Genomic DNA, 18,887 nt, shown 5'->3' with positions numbered 1-18,887 from the left:
TTATATCCTTACCATCATGCCGTCGGCCAAAGATAATCTATAAGCGCGCAGCGCTGGCACAAGGCTGGCCACCGCGGCCGCCAATACAACGGCGGCAAGCACGGCAAATTCCCGCCCGCTTGGGGCATTGATCGGCAGCCAAAGTCCGAAAGCTGCGTCAACCATCGGCTGTGCAATCCACAGACCCGCATATAGCAGCGCAAAGCCCAAGGCAGCGCCTATCGCCGCCATCAACGCTGCCTCTAGCACCAGCAGGCAAAGGATCGTCGCCGGGCTTGCCCCCATGGCGCGCCAGATCGCCATTTCGCGCCGGCGTTCGTTCAAACTGGAGAAGATCATCGCCATCATCCCCAAAAGCGCTGTGACCACGACCATGGCAGATACGGCGACTAGGGCCGTTTCGGCGATGCCGACGATCTGCCACAATTCCTGTAATGCGACACCGGGCAGGACGGCGAGCAAGGGCTCTTCCGGATATTCGTTGATCCAGCGCTGCAGTCCAAAGACATCCAGACGCGACGACAGTCCGACCATTGCGGCTGTTACGGCGGTGGGGGTCAGATCCATCTGCCGGATCGTATCGACCGGCGTTGCCTGACCGGGTGCAAGCGCGCCGCCCTGCCAGTCGACATGAATAGCCTCGATCGCCTCCAGGCTGACGATGACAGTGCGATCCACTGGCGTGCCGGTTTTGGCGACGATGCCGGCCACGCGAAACGGCTGATCGTCGTGCTGTGTAAAGGATGCAAGTCCATGGGACACGACAATCGGATCACCGACGGCATAGCCAAGCGCCTGCGCCACATCGGCCCCGATGACGGCATCATAAAGGTCATTCAGCCCCTGCCCCTGCGCAAATTCCAGCGCCCGGTCACCGCGAAATTTGTAGCGGTCAAAGAATTCATTCGTCGTACCCATGACCCTGAACTGACGGTGACTGTCCCCAAGCGATATGGGCACGATCCAGTCGACCTCTTGCCGTGCGGCAATGTCCTGATAGCTTTGCCAGGTGACGTTGTTAGTGGCGTTACCGATGCGAAACACGGAATAGAGCAAAAGCTGCACCGCCCCGGACCGTGCGCCGACAATTAGGTCCGTGCCTGAAATCGTATCGGCGAAACTGGCACGCGCGCCAGTCCGCACCTTTTCAATCCCCAGAAACAACGCGACCGACAAGGCAATCGACAGGATCGTCATCCCGACAGTCAGCGACCGCGCAAGCAGCGATCCGGTTGCAAGGCGCAGGATCATGCCGCGACCCTTTTTGTCGTAACGATATCTTCCAGTCTTACGACACGGTCAAAACGTGCGCCCAGCCGTTCATCGTGGCTGACCATCAGCAACGATGATGCGGCCTGTGCGACCTGATCGAACAGCAATTCCAGAAACGCATCCTGTGTCGCGGCATCAAGCGCCGATGTCGGCTCGTCCGCGACAATGAGCGGCGGCGCCCCGATCAGGGCACGCACCACGGCAACACGCTGCTGCTGTCCGACGCTTAACCGCCCGGCGGGCAGATTCAGCGTGTCGCCGGGCAGGCCAATTGCCCGGCACAGTCGGCGTGCTTCGGTCATCGCGTCAGCGGCACGCGCACGGCGTTCCGGCGCGAACCGCAGCGGAAGCAGGATGTTGTCGGCAACACTTGCGTAGGGTAGCAAATTAAACTGCTGAAAAATTACGCCGATCCGCGCGGCACGAAATCTGTCCCGCGCCCCTGCCCGCAGCGCCCCCATATCCGTTCCGGCAATCCGAACCTGTCCCTGCCGCGGTGCCGCAATGCCGCAAATCAGCGATAGTAAGGTGGATTTCCCGGACCCGCTGGCCCCAAGCAGCAAAACACGCTCTTTCGGGGCCAACACGAAAGACGGACAAGACAGGGAAAATCCCCCCTTGCCGGGCCAGGCGAACTGCACATCTGCCAGGGTCAGGGGGGCGTCCGTCACGATCAGTTCAGATCCAGCTGCGCAACATCGCGAGAGATTTCAACCTGACCAGCACCGGCTGCGGTGACATATTCGGCCTCGATCTCTTGAGCGTTGGCGAACTGGTCAAAGAACGGGAACGACAAGGATGTCAGGGCATCGGGGGTGTCGCATTCATAGGTATAGGCGGCGTGAAACGCGCTGTGCGTTCCAGCCTCGCCTTCGTGATCGTCGTGGTCATCATGCTCTTCGGCATGGTCATCATGGCTGTCATGATCGTCATGGTCGTCGCCATGATCATCACCAAGGTGCAAATGCGCACTGGCAGCGACAAGACGGCAGCCTGCGGCATCGGGCAGCGCCACAATGTCACCTGGTGTCAGAAACTGACCGATCGCTGCTGCGACAGCGTCCTTGTCCGCATCAGTCGACGCCTCATATTCAAAACCGACAACATCCATGCCAGGAGAGGTCAGATCCAAAGTCAACGTACCACCTTCGACCGCGACCTGTAGCGCACTGACGCCATGGACATGCGCATCCATTTGGCGCGTATCCTGTGCATGGGCAGGAATGGCGATGCAGCTTGCCAGAACAACGGTTGCCAGTTTTTTCATGATGTATCCTTCTTCGAATATGCCCATGGTCTGCAAGCATTTATAACCTTGCTGATAGGGATGTGAATGACAGCTTAGCTGTGTTACGTTATAACATAACCATCACATTCGAAGCGTGGTTGCAATACCGATTTCGCTGGGATCCATTGCATCGCCCCCTGCGGCAAGCACGACTGTCGTTCTAACCACAGGGTAAACTACGTCATGGCAGTCGCAAAACCGCCTTGATATGCGGTCGCATTACTGCCGGCCCTTTCAGGCCATTTCGTTACCAAGGGCCGTACTGCGTGCCCGGCCGCCGCATCCGAAATACAGAATTGCTGCAATACCGGCGGGCACGAACAGACCAAAGCTCATCGGAAGCGCGGTATCGTTTCCGACCAGCGCCACGCAGGATGACACCGAAAAGGCGATGGCGAATTGTATGGCACCCAGTAAGGCAGACCCCATTCCGGCCCCTTTATCGGCCAATTCCATCGTGATCGACATCGCATTCGCCGACAGCAATCCGACCAGCCCGATCGACAGCCACAGCGGCACAACGAACACCCAAAGCGTATTGGTACCCGACACCAGCGCTAAAACCAGCGTTGCGCCGACAAACATGGGAAGCCCCGCCGTGACGATCTGTTCAGGTCCGTAACGGTTCAGCAAAGCACCGTTGACCTTGCCAAAAATGATCAGCGCGGCAGCAATAGCAGCAAACATGCCGCCAAATTGCAGCGCGCTTAAACCGAAAATGCCCTGAAATACGCCAGATGATCCCGTAATGAAGGCGAACATTCCGCCCTGAACGAAACCGGACACAAGGGCCATGATGACGAACTTGCGCTGTGACAACAGCATCGATGCAGCCCGCCAGCCCGTCACAAATGGTCTGGGCGTGCGAGACGCAGCCGGAAGCGTTTCAGGCAGAATCACAGTGGACAGGGCGAAGGCAACAACGCTGATGATAGCCATCGTCACAAAGATAGAACGCCAGCCGAACGCATCCAGCAAGAGGCCGCCCAGCGTGGGCGAGACAATTGGCCCGATCGTCAGCAACATGACAAGCACAGTCATCACCTGGGCAGCTCGCCGCCCGTCGTACAGGTCTTTCACGATTGCCCTGCCGACGACCATGCCAGCACTTGCGCCAATTGCCTGAACAAACCGCAAACCATTGAACCAATGAATGTCATTGACCAGCGGCAAAGCGATGGATGTCACGGTAAACAGCGCGGTTCCGATTAACAGCGGCACCTTGCGGCCATAGGTATCGGTCAGCGGTCCCAGCAGAAGCTGCCCGAGGCAAAGCCCGAGGAAAAAGATGGACAACGAAAACTCTGCCGCGGCATGACTTGCGTTCATCGATGTGGCCAGATCACCAAGCGCGGCAAGGTACATATCCGTCGCAAGTGGCGGAAACAACGATAGCAAACCCAACGTGGCTGTTATGGCCGCCGCACGTCTGGCTGAAAGGGTGATTGAGGACATTATCGCTCCTGTGTGCACTGTAATGGACTGCAGTCTACTTGCGCATTATTAGACTGTAGTCCAGTAAATAGTTGCGCGTGGATCTGCACGCGCAAACAGGAGGTGTGCATGAAAACGGATACGACGGGTGGACGCCCGGTGAATGCCCATGCTGGCGACGCGCTAAAAGCTGCCGCGCTGCGCCTTGTGCGATTGAACGGGTACGATTCGGTATCAATAACCGCCATCACCAAAGAGGCCGGTGTCGCGCGGCAAACGCTGTACAACAGATGGAATACAAAGGCCGACCTTGTTCTTGATGCGGTGTTTGAAGAAACGCAAGACTATGCTGCCCCCCCAAGAGAGGACGACCCACGCAGCGCACGCGATCTGATCGAGGAATTTTTGATCGGTGTTTTTAGCCATCTGACGGCCAACGGGGATATCCTGCGGGCGCTCATCGCCGCCGCTCAACTGGACGCATCTTTCCAGACGACATTCTACAGCAAGTTCGTTCACCCAAGAGAGCGAATGATCACAGAGTTGCTGGATCGCGCAAAAAAGCAGGGCGAACTGGCCACGGACCGGGACCCGGATCTGGTCTCCAGCCTCATTCACGGTGCATTTTGGTATAGACTGCTCAATCGCGGAACGCTTGATGCTGCATTCGCAAAAGCGATTACAGCCGATATTTTCAATTAATCCGTAACCGAAACATCCAGAACCGACTCTGATCAGGGCAGGTTCGCGCGGAAACGCGGCAGACAGGTGACGGCAAGTTTCGCGGATGTCATTCGCCGCACCAGGAAGACCTGTAAGGTCTGTGCTGTGTCCGGCTGGCAAGCGGCGCTTTTGGACGAGCGCTTATTCCGGGACGAACCGATGCAATATCTGCTGCGCCTTTCAGGAGCGCGGTTTTTGAAAGGACGGATCAGGCGTGCCCGTAAAGCAGCCCATGACATGTGGATAGGTTTCGGTCACCACATAGCCGTAAACGCCATCTTGAACCATGCCATTACACTGATCCAAATCACCCAGACCTTCAACAAATTCCCAGTCGTCGACATAGGTACCATCGTAGTTGCCACCGGGGCCATCGTCGCCGTCTGGCCGCGTCCCCGCCTTCAGGCGATAACTTGTAGTGGCAGCACGGATTGTGCCGTTGTCACTGATAAAACTGCCAAAGATCGGAAAACCGTCGGCCGCGAAGCCGATGACAGGTGACGCCGCCTGCGGGTTTACCTGATCGAATAATGCCATCGGATTGCCGTGATAATGGTAAAGCCCGTCGGGCTGCGTATGCGCATTATGGGCATCTGCACCAAACATATTGCTTTCGACCTCCATCGGATCAAATCGATAGGGCGTGGACATGTCGAAACATCCGAACAGTCCATCATCGACACCGTAGCATCCGGCCGCGACCAGATCGAGCTTTACACCATTCAGAAACACAGCATTATCCATCCCGAGTGATAGCGGGGTGGGGGCTTGCGCTGCGGTCGGTGCCGCTGTGACCGTATAGGCCTGTTCATGCTTGGCGAACCCGTGAAAGAAGCCTCCGTCAGTATTGAAATCATGGTTGGGCACGGCGTTCGATGCAATCGTGCAGGTCTGCCCGTCTGTCGTGACCTTAACTGCGGCGTCATATTGCGCTTTGGTAAATAGTTCCGTGGCAAAGGCTGTATATTCGGCCACAAAATCCGCGCAGTTTGCAGAACGTTCTGTCAGGAATGCATCGGTGATGTCATGCGCCTTGGCTTGCGGTGCCATCACCGAAACGAACACGGCTGCAACTGAGGGCACCTTGATGTTTATTTTCCTGATATTCTTCTTTTACGCTGTTGCGTTTGTGTCTTGCTGCCAGCCGAGCAGCAAAGTGCCGGAGCATGCAGGCAGGCCCCGACACCATTCGTGACGTTCTGAGTCGCGAACAACCCATTGCTTGACAGCTGGTTCAAGGTCGGCGCAAGCGGAAACAATCAGATCGCGCGACTGGAACGGACCAGCGGTTTGGATGTTCGGCGCTTCAGCAAACAGGGTGTTGGGCGCGGCGATCATAACAGCGATGTGAGGTGCCCCTAGATCTGTAGCCGCTTTGCTTGGTAATTTTGGAACCAAGGAGAGACGGATATGAACAAGGGAATACGGTTCACGGACGAGTTCAAGCAGGACGCTGCGGCGCAGGTTGTTGAACGTGGCAACGCGGTCAGCGAGGTAGCGGAGCGACTGGGGGTCAGCACTAAGTCTCTATACTCATGGAAGGCGCAGTTTTCGAAGTCGCCACGCGTGAGATCAGAGGTGGCAGAGCAGGCTGCTGAGATCAAACACCTAAAGCGTGAGCTGGCGCGGGTGACCGATATCACGTATACCAAAACCCATGAGGGCTGGTCATATCTGGTTGTCGTGATCGACCTGTTCTCCAGACGGATTGTCGGATGGTCAATGCAATCGCGCGTGACGACTGACCTTGCCTTACAGGCACTACTGGCCGCAGTATGGTGGCGCAAACCAAAGACCGAAGTTATGATCCACTCCGGTCAAGGTTCCCAGTTCACCAGCAAAGAGTGGCAATCGTTTCTCGGCAAACACAAGCTGGATGCCAGTATGAGCAGACGTGGAAACTGCCATGACAATGCCGTCGCAGAAAGCTTCTTCCAGCTATTGAAACGGGAACGAATCAGGCAGCGGACGCACCTGACGCGCAATGCTGCAAGACAGGATGTGTTCGATTACATTGAGATGTTCTACAACCCGAAACGCAAACACGCGAACAACGGCATGCTGTCGCCCATTGACTATGAAATGAAACCGAAGAAAATGAACGAAGCAGGCGTCTAGGAAACCAGGGGCACCTCAATCGTTCTGCATGCTCAGATCGACATACATCTGCTTAAGCCTGCGGTTCTCTTCCTCCATGGCTTTCATCTGGCTGACCATGGATGCATCCATCCCGTCATACTTCGCCCGCCACTTGTAGAATGATGCATTGCTCATGCCATGTTCACGGCAAAGCTCGGCCACAGGGACACCGCCTGCGGCTTGGCGCAGGATTGCAAGGATCTGGGGTTCGCTATATCTGGTCATCTTCATTCAAAATCTCCTCGTTCATCGTGCCGAGAAAACTCTACTTATGCAGCCCCTCACTTTCGGGGGGGGATTACCGCAGGAGGCGGAGACCTACGCTGATCGCGGCATCAGAGTGGCGCCGCACCTACGCCCCGCCTACCAGCGTCTACTGCAAGATGCCCGCGACAACCGCCTTGATGTCGTTGTCGCCGAAGGGCTCGACCGTTTCAGCCGGGATCAGGAACACATCGCTGCATTCTTCAAGCAGATGCGGTTTCAGGGGATACCGATTGTCACGGTGGCCGAGGGCGAGATTTCCGAACTGCATATCGGCCTGAAGGGCACGATGAGCAGCCTCTTTCTGAAGGACCTCGCTCAGAAGACCCACCGGGGCCTTGAAGGCCGCGTGCGTAAGGGCAAGTCGGCAGACGGCGCCACCTATGGCTACGATGTCGTTCGCGACCTGATGGCGGACGGCACGATCACCACAGGCGAACGGATCATCAATGAAGCGCAAGCCGACGTGGTCCGGCGTATTTTCACCGACTACAGCCACGGCATTAGCCCGCGTGCCATTGCCGCCGCCCTGAACAAGGCAGGCATCGCCGGACCGCGCGGTACTTGGGGGTCATCCACAATCTACGGTAACGACAAGCGCGGCACAGGCATCCTTAACAATGAACTTTATCTGGGCCGTCTGGTCTGGAACCGGCAGCGGTTCATCAAGGACCCCGATACCGGCAAGCGTCAGGCGCGCATGAACAAGCCGGAGGGTTGGATCATTGAACAGGTTCCGGACCTGCGGATCGTCAACGACACTCTCTGGGAGGCCGTGAAGGCCCGTCAGACGGCGACGCGCAGTCTGGCCATCCGTGATGGCATCAAAGCCGTGGGGCGCATGAAGCGGGCCACCCACCTATTCACAGGCATGCTGAAGTGCGGGACCTGCTGCGGCGGCTTTATTCAGGTCGGCAAGCAGTACTACGGCTGCGCCAATACGCGGAACAAGGGCATCTGTGGCAACCGCCTGACGATCAAGCGCGAGGACTTCGAGACCCGCGTCCTGTCCGGCCTCAAGGACCAGCTGCTGCACCCGGACCTCATCGCAGAATACGTCCGCGCTTATCAGGCCGAGTTCAATAAGTTGTCCGGATCGATCCGAGCGGACCGGCTGGCCAATGAGCGCGAGTTGGCCAAGGTAACGCGGCAGATCGATCAGATGGTGAACGCCATCGCCGAGGGCATGTTTCATCCGAGTATGAAGGACAAGATGACTTCGCTGGAGTCCTCCAAGGAAGCACTGACAGCCAAACTGCGGGATACGTCTGACGAGGCCCCTGTCCTGTTGCATCCCGGACTTGCCGACCGCTATCAGGCACAGGTGGCTAACCTAACCGCTGCATTGCAGAGCGACACCACCAAGGCCGAAGCCACGTCGATCATCCGCAGCCTTCTGACGGAGATACGGCTCATCCCGCAGGCCGGTGTTCTTGCGATTGAACTGGTCGGGGCATTGGCGGGGCTGCTGTCATTGGGGAGTCCTAGAAACGCCGAAAGCCACCCGAGGGTGGCTTTGTCTTGTTCGAGATTGCTGGTTGCGGGAGTAGGATTTGAACCTACGACCTTCAGGTTATGAGTCTAACGGTCCGTTGTTTGCGCTGCATTGCTGAACATCTTTTAACCTATCTAAAACAGTATTTTAAGCCCATATTGGCTTTGCTCAAGACAACTTCTGATTGTCCATTTTTGCGCTCTAGTGTAGCACCAGTGTAGCACCGCATCTGAGGACAGGCATATGGCAAGCTTTGAGATCAACTTCACCAAGGCGGCCCTTTCGGCAGCCAAGGCAGCTGAAAAGGGCAAGCGGGATTACTATTACGACGGCAAGGAAAAGGGCTTGGTGCTGGCGGTCACTGCGGCAGGCAGCAAAACCTTCTACCTGTACAAGCGCATCGACGGACGCCCTGAACGGCTATTGCTGGGCAAGTTCCCTGACCTCACGGTAGAGAACGCCCGCAAGCTGGCAGCAAGTGCCAAGGGCGAGATCGCGATGGGCGAGAACCCACAAAAGGCCAAGCGGGCGATCCGCGATGAAATGACCTTTGAAGCGCTATTCGCGGAATACCTGGAAAAGCATTCGAAGGTGCATAAGCGCTCCTGGGTTTATGACGAGCGGGAGGTGAACAAGTTCCTGCGGCATTGGTTCAAACGCAAAATCTCCAGCATCGAAAAGCCGGAGGTGGAGCGGCTTCACGCCAAGGTGGGCAAAGACAGCGGATTGTATCAGGCCAATCGGCTGTTGGAGCGTATCCGGTCAATCTTCAACAAGGCAGCGGATTGGGGCTGGCAGGGCGTGAACCCGGCAACGGGGATTAAGAAATTCCGCGAACAAAGCCGGGATCGGTTTTTGCAGCCTGACGAATTGCCCCGCTTCTTTGCGGCCCTGGCGAATGAGCCCAATGAGGCCGCGCGAGATTTCTTTATGATCTCGCTTTTGGCCGGGGCGCGTAAATCCAATACGCTTGCGATGCGATGGGAAGAGATCAACTTCCACGCGGCGACATGGCGGATTGCGCTCACGAAAAATAGCGACCCGCAAATCGTGCATCTGTCGCCGCAGGCCATGACGATCCTACAAGAACGCAAGCTGCACTCGCTTAGCCCTTGGGTCTTTCCAGGCAACGGCGCAAAGGGCCATCTGGCAGACCCAAAAAAAGCCTGGGCGCGGATTCTAAAAGAGGCAGGCATAGCCGATCTGCGTATTCACGACCTACGCCGCACCTTAGGCAGCTGGCAGGCCGCCCACGGAGCCAATAGCTACATCATCGGCAAATCCTTAGGCCATCGCAGCCAGCAATCCACGGCAGTCTATGCCCGTCTGAACCTTGATCCTGTACGGGAGTCGGTCAACAAGGCCACCGATGCAATGTTTGGATATGTAGGAGCGCCAGCAGATGAGCAGGACGCCGAAGAAACACCCTGAACCGTGGCAACTCCTGTTGAAAAGTACCGACACCTACCGCGATCTTTGCGAAATCTATCCGGCTGCATTCTTTGAGGACTTTGTTACGCACTTTGATCGCGGCCCGGAGGCCGTCAAACTATTTAAGGGCGTGATTGATACAGGCCATGCCTACGTGCGCGGCAAATGGTTAAAGAAGGCCGAGAAGAGCAAGTTCCTCCAGTATTCTGGCGTTCACATGATGGGCGCGGGGGATGCAGCGCGGCAGCTGGCCAAATCGTTGCAGCAACTGAGTAAGAGCGATCTTGCGAACCAGATGGTCAGCTCGCGGCTCGCGAAGGTCTTGGCAGCCGACGCCAGCACCGGACAGTCTCAGAAAGCTTGCCTCTCTCTCGCTTCCTCCAGCGGCCCCCAATCAAGGCTGGATGTGATCCACCAGCTGGCCTTAGCCCTCGAAGAAGCAATCGATCAGATCATCACCCTGCCCTTAGAGGATGATGATGCGGCGGAGACACGGCAGCGGGCTTTAACTTATGTTGAAGTAGCTAACCGCACCAAAGTCAAAGTGCTGTCGAAGAACTTCGCGCTAGATGAGGCCGCGCGAGCCTTCCAGCCGCTTTGGGAGGAGTTCTCTACAGTCGCTTATATCCGGGGCCGCTACAAACACGAGATCGGCGGCTACGACTGCGCCCTTGGTAGAGCGCTGCACCAGATCATCCGGGAACTTGATTCCACCGTGGCGGAAAGCCTGGTTGGAACCGCTATCGAAAATATCCGAACACACCTTTAGGTTGTTTAGCGTAGCGATTGGCGCACCACTTTTTCCTATGTAAGGGATTTGACGCCGGGCGACAGCAATAGCGGATAGCCCTACATATCTGCGACTTTCTCAGCATCGATAACTTAAGCTGAGAAAGCCTTATAATATGAACTATCCACTGCAAAAACCGAACCTCCTGACGCCGCAAGACGTGGCAGAACGGCTTGGCGTGTCCACGACAACGCTTGCGACGTGGCGCTGCACCAAACGCTACGCTCTGACCTACATCAAGGTCGGACGCCTTGTGCGGTATCGCCTGGCAGACCTGGAAGCCTTTGAAGCGTCCCGCGAACATGAGGTGGGGCTATGAGCGCTCAAACCAAATGGCGCAGCGTGTCTTTCGTTGTGGTCAATATGGCCTGCCTGAACCGCTTCCCTGACCTCTTGGCAGCCTGGCTGCCCGATGGGCGACGCTGCGGCCAAGAATGGGTGGCCCGTAATCCGACCAGGGCAGACCGCCGCGCTGGATCGTTCAAGGTGAACACCGTGACGGGACGCTGGGCAGACTTTGCCACAGGCGATGCAGGCGGCGATCCTGTCAGCCTTTACGCTTACATAAACGGACTGAAGCAGGGTGACGCGGCCAGCGCCCTCGCCAACGAATGGGGGCTGAAATAATGCGCGACAATCTCAAGGCATTGCGCCACCCCAAAGCAGGCGCACCGACAACGCAGCACCTCTACTGTGACGCACAGGGCAACACCGTCTTGATCGCCAATCGCTTTGAGCGCAGCGGCGGTGAAAAGTTCTTTATCCCCTTTGACGTGGCCGCTGAAACCTGGACTGCCCTGGACAGCCGCCCGCTGTATCGCTTGCCTGAGCTTCAGGCCGCAAACCTAGATCGCCCGATCATCGTGACCGAAGGCGAGAAATGCGCCGATGCTTTAACGACACTTGGCTTTATTGCGACGACGACCTTTGGCGGATCGAACGCAGCTCGCAAAACCGACCTTGCGCCCCTTACAGGGCGGCGCGTTATCATATGGCCCGACCACGACGAGCCAGGGCAGAAATACGCCGCGCAAATCGCTGATACCTTACATAGGGAATTTAAGACCCCGGCGAAGGTGATCCCGATCTCTGACGCGCTCCTATGTAAGGTAATGGTACAGAGTTCAGCCGATCCGGCGGTACAACCTGTTACCTTACATAAGGGATGGGACGCTGCTGACGCCATCGCAGGCGGCTGGGGCGTGACCGAGATCAATCGACTGATCGCCCTTACGTTAGATGATGGCCCGCCACCGCCTGAAGCGGATGAAGCAAGCGTTGACGTGCCTCTCTTTGAGGACGCCGACCTGTGGCACAGTCCCGACAAGACGCCCTTCGCCACGATCCGGCGCGGGAACCATTTTGAAACCTTCGCCCTCGGCAGTGGCGGCTTCAAACGGCTGCTGGCGTATGAGTACTTTCAAGCCAAGGGCAAGACGCCCGCCGCTGCCAAGCTGGACGACCTGTCGCGGCAGTACATCGGCCAGGCCTTGTTTGAGGGCGAGACTCATCCGGTATTCTTTCGGATGGGACAAACCGATGAGGGCTTTGCCCTGGACCTGGGCGGGGCTGATTGGTCGGTGATCGATATTGACGCCGAGGGCTGGCGCGAGAGGCCGATGGGCAGCCCGCGTTTCCGCCGCTCGCCTGGTATGGCGGCGCTGCCCCGCCCTGCTCGCCACGGAGCTGACCTGGAATGTTTGCGGCCCTTCGTGAACGTGCGCAACGATGATGACTTTAAACTGATCGTTGGCTGGCTCCTGGGCGCACTGCGACCTGAAGGCCCTTACCCGCTTTTGATCCTGACGGGAGAGCAGGGCAGCGCCAAAAGTACGACGGCCAAAGTCCTGCGCCGCCTGATCGATCCGGCAGAGCTGGATAGCCGCAGCTTCCCAGGCGACGAGCGGGATTTAATGATCGCGGCACAGAACGGGCATGTGCTGGCATTTGATAACCTATCGCGGATCAAGCCCGCGATGGCGGATGCCCTGTGCCGCCTGGCGACAGGTGGCGGCTTTGCGACACGTAAGCTGCACAGCGATGCCGATGAGGTGCTGTTCAAGGCAACCCGTCCGATCATTCTGAACGGCATTCCGGAACTTGCAGAGCGGCCTGACTTGGCAGACCGGGCCATCAGCCTCAATCTACCCGTGATCTCTGAAACCCGCCGTGAATATGAGATCGACTTCTGGCAGCGCTTTGAGGCGGCCCGCCCTGCGATCCTGGGAGCATTGCTGAACGCCGTATCAAAGGCGATGGCCGCCCTGCCCTCTGTACGACTCACAGAGCGGCCCAGGATGGCCGACTTCGCGAAATGGGTCACAGCTGGCGAACAAACGCTTGGATGGCCTCAGGGGAGCTTTCTGAGCGCCTACAGCGCCAATCGCAAAGAGGCAGAGGAAGCGGCGCTCGAATGCAACGCTGTCGCCAGCGCGATCCTGACGATGAACCAGGCGCAAGGCAGCTGGGAAGGGACAACTGCCGATCTCATTACGTATCTACGTAAGCGCTATCCGGCGATCACTGAAGGCAGCGACGCCTTCCCGCGCCAGCCCGCAGCCTTTGGGACCGAACTGCGCCGCATCGCACCCCTGCTACGGTCGCGGGGCGTGATTGTTACACACACCCGTACCGGGAAGGAACGCCGCCGCGTTATTGAAGTCACGCTGAGCTAAATCGCTGTCCGCCCTGTCCGCCCCCGTCCGCCATCATATTCAACAGGGCTTGGCGGCGGACAGCGGCGGACAGGGCGGACGGCAGAAGTGGCGGCTAGGGTTTTATCAAACGAGGCACCCAAACCATTGCCCAGACTCATCGAAAAATTTACACTTGCAGCCTCAATAACTTTCATGGCTTTCTGACAAAGGAAATGACGGATACAAATATCTGAAATGGGACCACTTAGCAAAAAAACTTAAAATTCTCATAGTAATACGATGAATTCAGTTAGATAAACATCCAGAGGGAAAAAACTTGCAGATCAAGTCATTTCGCATAAAGAACTACAAGGGCATCGTCGATACAACCATAACACTCAGCAGCGGAAAAGGGTCAGTTTATACACTAGTTGGATTAAACGAAAGTGGGAAAACAACTATTCTTGAGGCCATTAATAGCTTTCGACCCGACTTAGACGGGGTACATGCTATTGCTCAAGAAGGGCTAGATACGACTGACAAACAAAAACTTGTTCCGAAGAAGTATAAAGCTAATTTCAATGATACCGTTGAAGTTGGCGCAACCGTTGAACTTAGTGACGATGACAAAAAGGAAATCGTTGCTCATTTTAAAGGGCTCAGCAAAGATAGCTTCCACATTGATCCAGAAAGTCTACCCAACAACTTTAGAATACAACGATGGATTAACTATGAAAACTCAGAGTTTGTAGGGGCGGGAAATAAGTGGTTTGGCTTTCGTCCAAAAATAAAAAAACCGCCAGCCCGAAAGTTTTCAGTAACAGTGCCGCCAAATGCCGAAGTGCAAAGAATTATAGCGTTTGTAGCACAAAGACTACCACGGATCGTATACTTTCCAACTTTTCTTTTTGACTTTCCTGATAGGGTTCTTATTTCTGAAGGCACCCCATCTGAAAACGGAAAATCGAACCCATACTTTAAAAGCATGCTGGAAGAAGCGATTATATCAATCGACAAAGGATTTGATTTAAAAACTCATATTGTTGACCGCATCCTCAACCATGATTCGAAATCTGCCTTTGCATCCTGGCTTCCAAAGTTTTTGCAGTCCGATGCAAACTCTCAAGTTAAGGCAACTTTAAATGAACTGACAAGATCAATCACCCGCGAGGTATTTGATCGCTGGGAAACTGTCCTTGGCTCAAACATAAGCGGGAAAAAGCTAAAACTTGAACCAATAATTGAAGAGGGAGAAAACAATACACGAGATATCTACCTTAGATTTGAGATAGAAGACGGCAATGACTCATACAAAGTATCGGAACGTTCTCTTGGATTTCGTTGGTTCTTCAGCTTCCTACTATTTACTAAGTACTTCAGAGGGAATTTAAATGGCGAGAGCCTCTTTTTATTCGATGAACCCGCGGCAAATCTTCACTCAATGGCACAAAATAAACTCCTTGATAGCTTAGAGGACATCGCTGGAAGTAAAAATATTATTATATACACAACACACAGTCACCACATGATAAATCCGCTGTGGCTTGAAAATACATTTATCGTGTCCAACGGAACGCCTGCATCTAATACCGACGCGGTGAATGTAGATTACGATGACAATAACGCAGATATTGTAGCTCAAAAATACAAAACGTTTGTGGGCCAAAATGCTAAACGCCAGCACTACTTCCAACCTATCTTGGATAAATTACAGATTCAGCCTGTACCGCTAGAAGTACGAGAGGGTGGAGTTTTAGTCGAAGGCAAGTCTGATTTCTATATATTAAACTGGTATAAAAAACATCATGCTCCACACTTAAATATCAACTTTGTACCTGTCGAAAGCTCAGGCAATGCAAGCGCGCTAATTTCACTCTATTTGGGAACAGCTCAAAACTTCCTAGTTCTTCTAGATAGCGACGCCGCTGGAGACAAAGAAAAACTAAACTATATCAATCGACTACCAATTCGGGAAAAACAGGTCACTCAAATAGGGGAGATCATTCCCGGAAAAAAAGAAATCGAAAATTTAATTTCTTCTGATATGCAAAATCAGATATTTAAAAGGTATGGATCAGGCAACAAAAATCAGAAGAAAATAATTTCAATGGCCTTTTCTGAGGACCTATATGGCACCGCGACCTTAAAAGCTGATGCTGAGACTCTTGGTTATTTAGCAGATCTAACTCTTACTTTGACTCACAAACTTACTGAACTGGAAAGCCCGTAAGAACCAATTTTTAGCTATATCTTTCGTTTTAGCTTCAGAGCGCAAATCCCCATTCGGATAGGGTAACTTCTTCTGATCTACATCGAAGGCGCATTTAGTTGAACAGGTAATACAGCAAGACCATCGTATGCTTAGAGGTTTATCTCTGAGCATACTTACTCATTACTAAAGAACGTTTTTGTGTATATCCCTTCGAGACGGGGCTTCGCTAGAGAATAGCTAGATGGGTATTCAAGGAAATAATGCTTTATGATTTAGCTTCAGCCTCGTCATGGCGCACCAATCAAGCGAAAGACGACGTGCACTTCTTCCAAATAACTTTGGAATAAACGTTATGCAATCTACCTTAGAATTTGAGCACCATGTTTATTTGCGCACCTGGAGGACCACCCCTTCCCATTGTAGCACCAGCGTAGCACCGTTCAAAACGGCAACGCAAAAAGCCACCCGAAGGTGGCGTGTAACGTGTTGTAGTTATTAGGTATATTTGGTTGCGGGAGTAGGATTTGAACCTACGACCTTCAGGTTATGAGCCTGACGAGCTACCGGGCTGCTCCATCCCGCGCCATTTTGGACGTTTTTTGTCCGTATGATGCATTATTTGTTTTTAGATCGTCGAGAGATAGGTGTCTGTGTTTATTAGGTGTGGCAATGACTTACTCTCCCACGTCTTAAGACGCAGTACCATCAGCGCAGTGGCACTTAACTGCCGAGTTCGGGATGGGATCGGGTGTTTTGCTCACGCTATGATCACCACACCAAAAAAACACAGACGGCGGGTTTTTTGTTTTCCCGCGTTTTCACATCAGCGGCCTGCGTATTTACGCGGACCGTTGTTCAAGTTAGCACAACTGATGTTGTGGTGTGTATGTATTTTGATTTGTTCTTTTGAAGTCTAGCTTCTACTGGATCAAATCAAGCCTATTGGACCATTAGTACCAGTCAACTGAACACATTGCTGCGCTTACATCTCTGGCCTATCGACGAGGTGGTCTACCTCGGTCCTCAGGGATACCTTGTTTTGAGGGGGGCTTCCCGCTTAGATGCCTTCAGCGGTTATCCTGTCCGATCATAGCTACCCTGCACTGCCGTTGGCACGACAACAGGTCCACCAGTGGATCGTTCACCCCGGTCCTCTCGTACTAGGGGCAACTCCTCTCAAGTATCCTACACCCACGGAAGATAGGGACCGAACTGTCTCACGACGTTCTAAACCCAGCTCACGTACCTCTTTAAACGGCGAACAGCCGTACCCTTGGGACCTGCTCCAGCCCCAGGATGAGATGAGCCGACATCGAGGTGCCAAACGGTGCCGTCGATATGGACTCTTGGGCACCATCAGCCTGTTATCCCCAGCGTACCTTTTATCCGTTGAGCGATGGCCCTTCCACGCGGGACCACCGGATCACTATGGCCGACTTTCGTCTCTGCTCGACTTGTCAGTCTTGCAGTCAGGCTGGCTTCTGCCATTGCACTCAACGAGCGATTTCCGACCGCTCTGAGCCAACCTTCGCGCGCCTCCGTTACAATTTGGGAGGCGACCGCCCCAGTCAAACTACCCACCATACAGGGTCCCGGATCCGGATAACGGACCGCGGTTAGACATCAAGCAGAGCAAGGGTGGTATCTCAAGGGAGGCTCCACCAGGACCAGAGTCCCGGCTTCAAAGCCTACCACCTATCCTGCGCATGCTGTACCTGATGCCAGTGTAAAGTTGTAGTAAAGGTGCATGGGGTCTTTCCGTCTAACCGCGGGTAGCCTGCATCTTGACAGGCAATTCAATTTCGCTGAGTCCACATTTGAGACAGCGGGGAAGTCGTTACGCCATTCGTGCAGGTCGGAACTTACCCGACAAGGAATTTCGCTACCTTAGGACCGTTATAGTTACGGCCGCCGTTTACCTGGGCTTCAATTCGGAGCTTGCACTCCTCCTTTTAACCTTCAGGCACCGGGCAGGCGTCAGACCCTATACGTCGTCTTACGACTTCGCAGAGCCCTGTGTTTTTAGTAAACAGTCGCCACCCCCTGGTTTGTGCCCCCGCCCAAAACTTGCGTTCTGAACGGGCCTCCTTCTCGCGAACTTACGGAGGTATTTTGCCGAGTTCCTTAAATGTGGTTCTCTCAAGCGCCTTGGTATTCTCTACCAGTCCACCTGTGTCGGTTTAGGGTACGATCTTAAAGGAGGGCTATTTCCAGGAACCTGTTGGCAGCCCATTCAATCCGATAAGGATGAACTACGTCTCAGATCCGTCACCACTCCACGGCCCAGGAATATTAACCTGGTTCCCATCGACTACGCCTTTCGGCCTCGCCTTAGGGGTCGGCTTACCCTGCTCAGATTAGCTTTAAGCAGGAACCCTTGGACTTTCGGCGAGGGAGTCTCTCACTCCCTTTGTCGCTACTCATGTCATCATTCTCACTAGTGATCTCTCCACCCCATCCCTCACAGGGGGGCTTCACAGAAAAGACTTCGTCTTTTCTGACCTCTCTTTATGCCCTACCGCCTTCGGCTACTTGAGGGCGAACCCTCTCATAATCGTCTGCGCCAGGATCAAGAGATCAGGATAAGACAAAGTCTTATGTCACACTACGCTCTGCTACCGCGTATATTGCTATACACCCTAGACTTCGGCTCATGGCTTGAGCCCCGTTACATCTTCGCCGCAGGACAACTTATTTAGACCAGTGAGCTGTTACGCTATCTTTAAAGGATGGCTGCTTCTAAGCCAACCTCCTGGTTGTTTTGGTCGTCCCACCTGCTTTCCCACTTAGCCATGAATTAGGGGCCTTAGTCGTAGGTCAGGGTTGTTTCCCTCTTCACACCGGACGTTAGCACCCGATGTGTGTCTGCCGTCTAGTACTCCTCGGTATTCGGAGTTTGGTTAGGATCAGTAAGCCGGTAAGGCCCCATTACCCATCCAGTGCTCTACCCCCGAGGGTATTCGGACGACGCTCTACCTAAATAGATTTCGCAGAGAACCAGCTATCTCCGAGTTTGATTGGCCTTTCACCCCTAGGCACACCTCATCCCGACCTTTTTCAACAGGTGTGGGTTCGGACCTCCAGTTAGTGTTACCTAACCTTCATCCTGGACATGCCTAGATCACTCGGTTTCGGGTCTGATCCCACGAACTCATTCGCCCTATTAAGACTCGCTTTCGCTGCGCCTACACCTAACGGCTTAA

At 54.5% G+C, this 18,887-nt stretch carries 13 protein-coding genes, 1 tRNA gene, 2 rRNA genes and 3 pseudogenes (1 of these 19 running past the window's edge); 10 read left to right on the top strand and 9 right to left on the bottom strand.

The annotated features are described in order from the left end of the window. From SJY10_RS03810 to SJY10_RS03795, 4 genes are all read right to left on the bottom strand, one after another. Nucleotides 1-1,251, bottom strand: a complete 1,251-nt coding sequence (locus SJY10_RS03810; protein ID WP_386679726.1) for an ABC transporter permease — start codon at nucleotides 1,249-1,251, stop codon at nucleotides 1-3. Further along, nucleotides 1,248-1,943, bottom strand: a complete 696-nt coding sequence (locus SJY10_RS03805; protein ID WP_386679725.1) for an ABC transporter ATP-binding protein — start codon at nucleotides 1,941-1,943, stop codon at nucleotides 1,248-1,250. The genes SJY10_RS03810 and SJY10_RS03805 overlap by 4 nt, the downstream gene beginning before the upstream one ends. 2 nt (nucleotides 1,944-1,945) lie before the next feature. Then, a complete protein-coding gene (locus tag SJY10_RS03800) occupies nucleotides 1,946-2,539 on the bottom strand; it encodes a DUF2796 domain-containing protein (RefSeq protein ID WP_386679724.1) in 594 nt (197 codons plus the stop codon). Nucleotides 2,540-2,794: 255 nt separating this feature from the next. Then, entirely contained in the window at nucleotides 2,795-4,015 is a 1,221-nt protein-coding gene (locus SJY10_RS03795; protein WP_386679723.1) for a multidrug effflux MFS transporter, read from the bottom strand. A gap of 108 nt (nucleotides 4,016-4,123) precedes the next feature. Between SJY10_RS03795 and SJY10_RS03790 the strand changes: the two genes are divergently transcribed. Further along, complete coding sequence (locus tag SJY10_RS03790) at nucleotides 4,124-4,696, top strand: TetR/AcrR family transcriptional regulator (protein WP_386679722.1); 573 nt, start codon at nucleotides 4,124-4,126, stop codon at nucleotides 4,694-4,696. A 201-nt stretch (nucleotides 4,697-4,897) separates the two neighbouring features. On the opposite strand, the gene SJY10_RS03785 is transcribed toward SJY10_RS03790, so the two are convergent. Next, on the bottom strand, nucleotides 4,898-5,800 hold the full coding sequence (locus SJY10_RS03785; protein ID WP_386679721.1) for a YHYH protein: 903 nt from the start codon (nucleotides 5,798-5,800) through the stop codon (nucleotides 4,898-4,900). 327 nt (nucleotides 5,801-6,127) lie between these two features. Here SJY10_RS03785 and SJY10_RS03780 point away from each other — a divergent pair. Then, nucleotides 6,128-6,331, top strand: a pseudogene (locus SJY10_RS03780) (transposase); the annotation flags it as partial. A 15-nt stretch (nucleotides 6,332-6,346) separates the two neighbouring features. Further along, nucleotides 6,347-6,835: pseudogene (locus SJY10_RS03775) on the top strand (IS3 family transposase); the annotation flags it as partial. An 18-nt stretch (nucleotides 6,836-6,853) separates the two neighbouring features. Here the strand turns inward: SJY10_RS03775 and SJY10_RS03770 are convergent. Further along, nucleotides 6,854-7,087, bottom strand: a pseudogene (locus tag SJY10_RS03770) (transposase); the annotation flags it as partial. A gap of 40 nt (nucleotides 7,088-7,127) precedes the next feature. Here SJY10_RS03770 and SJY10_RS03765 point away from each other — a divergent pair. The 7 genes from SJY10_RS03765 (at nucleotide 7,128) to SJY10_RS03735 (ending at nucleotide 15,702) form a co-directional block, all read left to right on the top strand. Then, complete coding sequence (locus SJY10_RS03765) at nucleotides 7,128-8,699, top strand: recombinase family protein (RefSeq protein ID WP_386679720.1); 1,572 nt, start codon at nucleotides 7,128-7,130, stop codon at nucleotides 8,697-8,699. A gap of 159 nt (nucleotides 8,700-8,858) precedes the next feature. Then, nucleotides 8,859-10,046 (top strand): tyrosine-type recombinase/integrase, encoded by a 1,188-nt coding sequence (locus SJY10_RS03760; RefSeq protein WP_386679719.1) that lies wholly within the window; start codon nucleotides 8,859-8,861, stop codon nucleotides 10,044-10,046. Then, nucleotides 10,018-10,815 carry a hypothetical protein gene (locus tag SJY10_RS03755; RefSeq protein ID WP_386679718.1) on the top strand — a complete coding sequence of 266 codons (798 nt, stop codon included), beginning with the start codon at nucleotides 10,018-10,020 and terminating at the stop codon, nucleotides 10,813-10,815. Before SJY10_RS03760 ends, SJY10_RS03755 begins: the two co-directional genes overlap by 29 nt. 136 nt (nucleotides 10,816-10,951) lie before the next feature. Beyond that, a complete protein-coding gene (locus SJY10_RS03750) occupies nucleotides 10,952-11,155 on the top strand; it encodes a helix-turn-helix domain-containing protein (RefSeq protein WP_090190562.1) in 204 nt (67 codons plus the stop codon). Continuing rightward, nucleotides 11,152-11,463, top strand: coding sequence for a hypothetical protein (locus tag SJY10_RS03745; RefSeq protein WP_386679717.1), 312 nt, complete (start codon nucleotides 11,152-11,154; stop codon nucleotides 11,461-11,463). Before SJY10_RS03750 ends, SJY10_RS03745 begins: the two co-directional genes overlap by 4 nt. Further along, nucleotides 11,463-13,511: a hypothetical protein gene (locus SJY10_RS03740; protein ID WP_386679715.1), complete on the top strand. Its 2,049-nt coding sequence runs from the start codon at nucleotides 11,463-11,465 to the stop codon at nucleotides 13,509-13,511. Before SJY10_RS03745 ends, SJY10_RS03740 begins: the two co-directional genes overlap by 1 nt. A 298-nt stretch (nucleotides 13,512-13,809) precedes the next feature. Next, a complete protein-coding gene (locus SJY10_RS03735; RefSeq protein WP_386679713.1) occupies nucleotides 13,810-15,702 on the top strand; it encodes an ATP-dependent endonuclease in 1,893 nt (630 codons plus the stop codon). 488 nt (nucleotides 15,703-16,190) lie between these two features. On the opposite strand, the gene SJY10_RS03730 is transcribed toward SJY10_RS03735, so the two are convergent. The 3 genes from SJY10_RS03730 to SJY10_RS03720 form a co-directional block, all read right to left on the bottom strand. Beyond that, nucleotides 16,191-16,267 (bottom strand) — tRNA-Met (locus tag SJY10_RS03730). Nucleotides 16,268-16,345: 78 nt separating this feature from the next. Then, a 5S ribosomal RNA gene (gene rrf / locus SJY10_RS03725) occupies nucleotides 16,346-16,460 on the bottom strand. Nucleotides 16,461-16,613: 153 nt separating this feature from the next. Next, nucleotides 16,614-18,887, bottom strand: a 23S ribosomal RNA gene (locus SJY10_RS03720) (it continues 630 nt past the right edge of the window).

It is taken from the genome of Loktanella sp. R86503, from assembly GCF_042466455.1.
Taxonomy (GTDB): Bacteria; Pseudomonadota; Alphaproteobacteria; order Rhodobacterales; family Rhodobacteraceae; genus Loktanella.
Note: the sequence above shows the minus strand (reverse complement) of the source record. Positions and strands in the feature narration are given on the sequence as shown.